Genomic DNA, 7,100 nt, shown 5'->3' with positions numbered 1-7,100 from the left:
GACCCCATGCCGAACTCAGAAGTGAAACGCCGTAGCGCCGATGGTAGTGTGGGGTCTCCCCATGTGAGAGTAGGGAACTGCCAGGCATCAATTAAGAAGAACCCCGTACCGAAAGGTGCGGGGTTTTTTGCTTTTGTTTTCTCCCTCTCCCTGAAACTTTCTCACCTTCGACTTGCAGGCTCGACATTCATACCATTTCTGGGTATCGTTAGCTGTCTGGATGTCTAAACGTTTATACGTATACTGTGAGGAAGTAAGGTTATGCCGATTCGGGTGCAGGACGAGCTACCAGCCGTCAATTTCTTACGTGAAGAGAACGTCTTCGTGATGACGGCTTCACGCGCGACAGGTCAGGAAATTCGCCCGCTGAAGGTACTCATCCTCAACCTGATGCCGAAAAAGATCGAAACGGAGAATCAGTTCCTGCGTCTGCTGTCGAACTCACCGCTGCAGGTGGATATTCAGCTGCTGCGTATTGATGCCCGTGAGTCACGTAACACGCCCTCTGAGCATCTGAATAACTTCTACTGTAATTTCGAGGATATTCAGGGGGAAAACTTCGACGGACTGATTGTGACCGGCGCGCCGCTCGGTCTGGTTGAATTTAACGATGTCGCCTACTGGCCGCAGATCAAACAGGTGCTGGAGTGGGCAAAGGATCACGTGACGTCAACGCTGTTTGTCTGTTGGGCGGTACAGGCCGCACTCAACATTCTCTACGGTATTCCCAAGCAAACCCGCACTGAAAAGCTCTCCGGCGTATACGAACACCACATTCTTCATCCACACGCGCTGCTGACGCGTGGGTTTGACGACTCCTTCCTGGCCCCGCATTCTCGCTACGCCGATTTCCCGGCCCAGCTGATTCGTGATTACACCGATCTGGAGATCCTGGCTGAAACGGAAGACGGGGATGCCTACCTGTTTGCCAGCAAGGATAAACGCATTGCTTTTGTGACCGGGCATCCTGAGTACGATCCGCATACCCTCGCGTCAGAGTATTTCCGTGATGTCGAGGCGGGTCTTAATCCGGATGTACCGTACAACTATTTCCCGAAAGACGATCCGCAAAACAAACCGAGAGCGACCTGGCGCAGCCACGGCAATTTGCTTTTCACTAACTGGCTCAACTATTACGTCTACCAGATTACGCCGTACGATCTTCGCCACATGAATCCGACACTGGAGTAATCTTCTGCATTAAACGATCCTAAAGCGTTTCAGCTATTCAGATAAGGCACCTTCGGGTGCCTTTTTTATTTCCGAAATTCCATTCAACACCCAATAAAACTTTAATCTCATAATAATCAAAAAGTTAACTGAACATATTAAATAAAATGGAAATTGTTTTTGATTTTGGAAAAATTACAGATAGTCTTAATTCTGCTGAGCGAAAACTACACAACGATCTTTCGTTCGCATTGGGGGCGTGATTTTGGATCTTTGATGAGGAGCAGAAAGATGACTCAACAGGCAACAACGGTCGATGAGCTGACCTTTACCCAGCCGTATGGCGAGCAAGAGCAGCAAATTTTGACGGCGGAAGCGGTAGAATTTCTGACTGAACTGGTGACCCGCTTTACGCCGCAGCGTAATAAGCTGCTGGCGGCACGCATTCATCAGCAGCAGGAAATTGATGACGGCAAGTTGCCTGGATTTATTTCGGAAACCGCTTCCATTCGTCGTAGCGAGTGGAAAATCCGCGGCATCCCTGAAGATTTACAGGATCGTCGCGTTGAGATCACCGGTCCGGTCGAGCGCAAGATGGTGATCAACGCCATGAACGCCAACGTTAAAGTCTTTATGGCCGATTTTGAAGACTCGCTGGCCCCGGACTGGAACAAAGTTATCGACGGGCAGATCAACCTGCGCGATGCCGTGAACGGTACCATCAGCTATACCAACGAAGCCGGGAAAATCTACCAGCTCAAACCGAATCCGGCGGTTCTGATCTGTCGCGTACGCGGTCTGCACCTGCCTGAAAAACATGTCACATGGCGTGGGGAAGCCATTCCGGGCAGCCTGTTTGATTTCGCACTCTATTTCTTCCACAACTACAAGAACCTGCTGGCAAAAGGTAGCGGTCCCTATTTCTATCTGCCAAAAACGCAGGCCTGGCAGGAAGCTGCCTGGTGGAGTGAAGTATTCAGCTACGCGGAAGATCGCTTCAGCCTGCCGCGCGGCACCATCAAGGCCACGCTGCTGATTGAAACGCTGCCCGCCGTGTTCCAGATGAATGAAATTCTGCATGCCCTGCGCGACCACATTGTCGGGCTGAACTGCGGACGCTGGGACTATATCTTCAGCTACATCAAAACCCTGAAAAATTATCCCGACCGCGTGCTGCCGGATCGCCAGGTCGTGACCATGGATAAACCGTTCCTCAGCGCCTACTCGCGTCTGCTGATTAAAACCTGCCACAAGCGCGGTGCCTTTGCGATGGGCGGCATGGCGGCCTTTATCCCGAGCAAAGATGCGGAGCGCAACAATCAGGTGCTCAATAAGGTGAAAGCCGATAAAGAGCTTGAAGCCCGCAACGGTCACGACGGCACGTGGATTGCTCACCCGGGCCTGGCCGATACGGCGATGGAGGTTTTCAACCGCGTTCTCGGCGATAACAAAAACCAGCTGTTTGTCACGCGCGAAGAAGATGCCCCAACGGCTGAAGAACAGCTGCTGGCTCCTTGCGCTGGTGAGCGTACGGAAGAGGGCATGCGCGCCAATATCCGCGTCGCGGTCCAGTACATCGAAGCGTGGATCTCCGGCAACGGCTGCGTGCCTATCTACGGCCTGATGGAAGATGCCGCTACGGCGGAAATTTCGCGCACCTCTATCTGGCAGTGGATCCACCATCAAAAAACGCTCAGCAACGGCAAGCCGGTGACAAAAGCGCTGTTCCGCCAGATGCTGGCCGAAGAGATGCGGGTGATCCAGGACGAGCTGGGCGAACACCGCTTCAGCAGCGGACGTTTTGACGACGCAGCGCGCCTGATGGAGCAAATCACCACCTCAGATGACTTAATCGACTTCCTGACCCTGCCGGGCTACCGCTTCCTGGCGTAACTCACCACATAACAATATGGAGCATCTGCACATGAAAACCCGTACCCAACAAATCGAAGAATTAAAGAAAGAGTGGACTCAACCGCGCTGGGAAGGCATCCGCCGTCCTTACAGCGCGGAGGAAGTGGTGAAATTACGCGGCTCGGTCAATCCGGAATGTACGCTGGCACAGAACGGCGCGGCGAAAATGTGGAAGCTGCTGCACGGTGGCTCTAAAAAGGGCTATATCAACAGCCTCGGCGCGCTGACAGGCGGTCAGGCACTGCAGCAGGCGAAGGCGGGTATTGAGGCGATTTACCTCTCCGGCTGGCAGGTCGCGGCAGACGCCAACCTGGCCTCCAGCATGTACCCGGATCAGTCGCTCTATCCGGCTAACTCCGTGCCGTCGGTCGTGGATCGGATCAACAACACTTTCCGCCGCGCGGATCAGATCCAGTGGGCCGCCGGTATCGAACCTGACGATCCGCGCTTTATTGACTACTTCCTTCCTATCGTCGCGGATGCGGAAGCAGGCTTCGGCGGCGTGCTGAACGCCTTCGAGCTGATGAAATCGATGATAGAGGCCGGTGCAGCGGCCGTTCACTTCGAAGACCAGCTGGCGTCAGTGAAGAAGTGCGGACACATGGGCGGTAAAGTGCTTGTTCCAACGCAGGAAGCCGTGCAGAAGCTGGTTGCCGCGCGTCTGGCTGCTGACGTGCTCGGCGTGCCGACGCTGGTGATTGCCCGTACCGATGCGGACGCGGCGGACCTGATTACCTCTGACTGTGACCCGTACGACAGCGAATTCATTACCGGCGAGCGCACCAGTGAAGGCTTCTACCGCACACATGCCGGCATTGAACAGGCGATCAGCCGCGGCCTGGCGTACGCGCCTTACGCGGACCTGGTCTGGTGTGAAACCTCCACGCCGGACCTGGCGCTGGCAAAACGGTTTGCAGATGCCATCCACGCGAAATACCCGGGCAAGCTGCTGGCCTACAACTGCTCGCCGTCCTTCAACTGGCAGAAAAAGCTGGATGACAAAACCATCGCCAGCTTCCAGCAGCAGCTGTCCGACATGGGCTACAAATACCAGTTCATTACCCTGGCGGGCATCCACAGCATGTGGTTCAACATGTTCGACCTGGCGCACGCCTACGCGCAGGGTGAGGGCATGAAGCACTACGTTGAGAAGGTCCAGCAGCCGGAATTTGCGGCGGGCAAAGACGGCTACACCTTCGTGTCTCACCAGCAGGAAGTGGGAACCGGCTACTTCGACAATGTGACCACGATTATTCAGGGCGGCACCTCCTCCGTCACCGCCTTAACGGGTTCAACCGAAGAAGCACAGTTCTAATTTTTTTCCCCCTCACCCAGTCCCTCTCCCCGAAGGGGCGAGGGGGAAAACAGATTCTTACCAGACCGTTCCCCCTCCCCTTTGGGGTGAGGGGTAAGGGGAATATATGTCGCGTGGACTGGAATTACTGATTGCCCAAACTATTTTGCAGGGATTCGATGCCCAGTATGGTCGTTTTCTGGAAGTGACATCCGGCGCGCAGCAGCGCTTCGAGCATGCAGACTGGCATGCGGTTCAGCAGGCCATGAAGCAGCGTATTCATCTCTACGACCACCACGTGGGTCTGGTGGTGGAACAGCTGCGCTGTATTACCGACGGTAAAAGCCCGGACGCGGAATTTTTACTGCGCGTGAAAGAGCATTACACCCATCTGTTACCCGACTACCCGCGCTTCGAGATTGCGGAGAGCTTTTTCAACTCCGTCTATTGCCGGTTATTTGACCACCGCTCATTATCTCCTGAGCGGTTATTTATCTTCAGCTCCCAGCCCGAACGACGCTTTCGCACCATTCCGCGTCCGCTGGCGAAGGATTTCTTTCCCGATCGCGGATGGGACAAGCTCCTGCACCGCGTGCTAACGGATTTGCCGCTGCGCCTGCCCTGGGAGAATAAAGTCCGGGACATCGGCTATATCCACGCGCATCTCAATGAAACCTTCGGCGCTGAGGCGCTCAGCCAAAGCCATTTGCAGGTTGCCAACGAGCTTTTCTACCGCAATAAGGCCGCCTGGCTGGTGGGGAAACTGGTTACGCCGACGGCCATCGTGCCGTTTCTGTTACCGATCCATCGAACCGATGACGGGGAACTGTTTGTTGATACCTGCCTGACTACCAGCGCCGAGGCCAGCATCGTGTTTGGCTTCGCCCGCTCCTATTTCATGGTGTACGCCCCGCTGCCTGCCGCCCTGGTGGAGTGGCTGCGCGAGATCCTACCGGGCAAAACCACCGCCGAGCTGTATATGGCGATTGGCTGCCAGAAGCACGCCAAAACGGAAAGCTACCGGGAATACCTGCGCTATGTCACTACCGCCGACGAGCAGTTTATCGAGGCGCCCGGCATTCGCGGCATGGTGATGCTGGTCTTCACGCTGCCGGGCTTTGACCGGGTCTTTAAGGTGATAAAAGACAGATTCGCGCCGCAGAAAGAGATGACCGCCGCGCACGTCCGCGCCTGCTATCAGCTGGTTAAAGAGCACGACCGCGTCGGGCGCATGGCGGATACCCAGGAGTTCGAAAACTTTGTGCTGGATAAACAGCAGATCGATCCGGCGCTCATGGCGCTTTTAATGCAGGAAGCACCCGCCAAAATCACCGATCTTGGCGACAAAATCGCAATTAGCCATCTTTACATTGAACGCCGCATGGTGCCGCTGAATATCTGGCTGGAGCAGTCAGACGGTCAGGCTTTACGAGACGCCATTGAGGAGTACGGTAACGCAATTCGCCAGCTGGCCGCCGCCAATATTTTCCCGGGCGACATGCTGTTTAAAAACTTCGGCGTCACCCGTCACGGGCGGGTGGTGTTCTACGATTACGATGAAATTTGCTACATGACCGAAGTGAACTTCCGCGATATCCCGCCGCCCCGCTACCCGGAAGATGAGCTCTCCAGCGAGCCGTGGTACAGCGTTTCGCCGGGGGACGTGTTTCCGGAGGAGTTTCGCCACTGGCTGTGCGCCGACCCGCGCATCGGCCCGCTATTTGAAGAGATGCATGCCGATCTGTTCCGCGCCAGCTACTGGCGCGGGCTGCAAACGCGGATCAAAAACGGGCACGTGGAGGATGTGTACGCTTACCGCCGCAAGCAGCGGTTTTGTGTGCGGTTTAACGAATCCCACCATACGCCAGCGTCACCTCTTTCGCGGCCTTAATCACCAGCGCGCCCAGCTCGGTCACCCGGTCGTCGGTCATGCGTGAAATCGGCCCGGAGATGGAGATCGCGGCAAACGGCTCGCGGTGCTCGTCAAAAATGCAGGACGCCAGGCAGCGCAGGCCCAGCGCATGTTCTTCATCATCAAACGAATAGCCGCGCTTGCGGGTTAACGCCAGATCTTCTTTCAGATGCACCGGCGACACCAGCGTGGCGTGGGTGTAGGCGTGCAGCCCTTTTCGGTGCAGCAGCCCCGTCACCTGCTCTTCACTGAGCTGCGAGAGAAACGCTTTCCCCGCCCCGGAGGCGTGCATCGGCAGCTTGCCGCCAATCGGTGCCGACATGCGCATCAGCTGCGTGCACTGCACCTGGTCGATGATAATCGCCTGGTGGTCGCTCTGGTCCAGCACCGCCAGGTTCACCGTCTCGCCGGACTCTTCCATCAGTTTGCGCAGAATAGGGTGCACAATCGCCAGCAGGTTACGGCTCTGCAGGAAGCTGCTGCCCACGATAAACGCGTGCGCGCCCACCGCCCAGTGCCCCAGCTCGCCTACCTGGCGGACAAAGCCCAGCTGCTGCATGGTGGTAAGCAGGCGGTGCGTGGTGGAGTTCGGCAGGCCAGCCTGCTGGGCCAGCTCGGTCAGGGCCACGCTGCCGTGCGACTCGGCTATCCACTCCAGCAGCTTCAGACCGCGCGTCAGGGATTGGACCTGTCCGCCGGGTTGTGCGGCGGCGGTGGCGGCAGGTTTTCTGCCGCGTTTGGCGGGAACGGTCGCGACCATGACGATCTCCTTTTTCTGTATCGTGGAAATCATTTTCGTTTTATTTGGTG

General features: G+C 56.3%; 5 protein-coding genes and 1 rRNA gene. 5 read left to right on the top strand and 1 reads right to left on the bottom strand.

The genetic code is table 11. From position 1 onward, the window contains the following. The 5 genes from rrf to aceK form a co-directional block, all read left to right on the top strand. Positions 1-86 (top strand): 5S ribosomal RNA (rrf, locus tag UTO39_RS21835); the annotation flags it as partial. Between the two features lie 175 nt (positions 87-261). After that, the gene (metA, locus tag UTO39_RS21830) at positions 262-1,191 is read left to right on the top strand and encodes a homoserine O-succinyltransferase (RefSeq protein WP_151413575.1); all 930 of its coding nucleotides are present in this window, start codon (positions 262-264) and stop codon (positions 1,189-1,191) included. A 270-nt stretch (positions 1,192-1,461) separates the two neighbouring features. Beyond that, positions 1,462-3,063 (top strand): malate synthase A, encoded by a 1,602-nt coding sequence (gene aceB / locus UTO39_RS21825; RefSeq protein WP_320728081.1) that lies wholly within the window; start codon positions 1,462-1,464, stop codon positions 3,061-3,063. A gap of 31 nt (positions 3,064-3,094) precedes the next feature. Further along, the gene (gene aceA, locus UTO39_RS21820; RefSeq protein WP_045328956.1) at positions 3,095-4,399 is read left to right on the top strand and encodes an isocitrate lyase; all 1,305 of its coding nucleotides are present in this window, start codon (positions 3,095-3,097) and stop codon (positions 4,397-4,399) included. Between the two features lie 106 nt (positions 4,400-4,505). Continuing rightward, a complete protein-coding gene (aceK, locus tag UTO39_RS21815; protein WP_320728080.1) occupies positions 4,506-6,269 on the top strand; it encodes a bifunctional isocitrate dehydrogenase kinase/phosphatase in 1,764 nt (587 codons plus the stop codon). On the opposite strand, the gene iclR is transcribed toward aceK, so the two are convergent. Further along, the gene (gene iclR, locus UTO39_RS21810; protein WP_072201792.1) at positions 6,223-7,050 is read right to left on the bottom strand and encodes a glyoxylate bypass operon transcriptional repressor IclR; all 828 of its coding nucleotides are present in this window, start codon (positions 7,048-7,050) and stop codon (positions 6,223-6,225) included. The two genes, aceK and iclR, sit on opposite strands and share 47 nt — an antisense overlap. Positions 7,051-7,100 lie beyond the last annotated feature (50 nt).

It is taken from the genome of Enterobacter sp. 118C5 (assembly GCF_034107645.1).
Taxonomy (GTDB): Bacteria; Pseudomonadota; Gammaproteobacteria; order Enterobacterales; family Enterobacteriaceae; genus Enterobacter; species Enterobacter nematophilus.
This window is presented reverse-complemented; position numbering and strand designations above follow the sequence as displayed.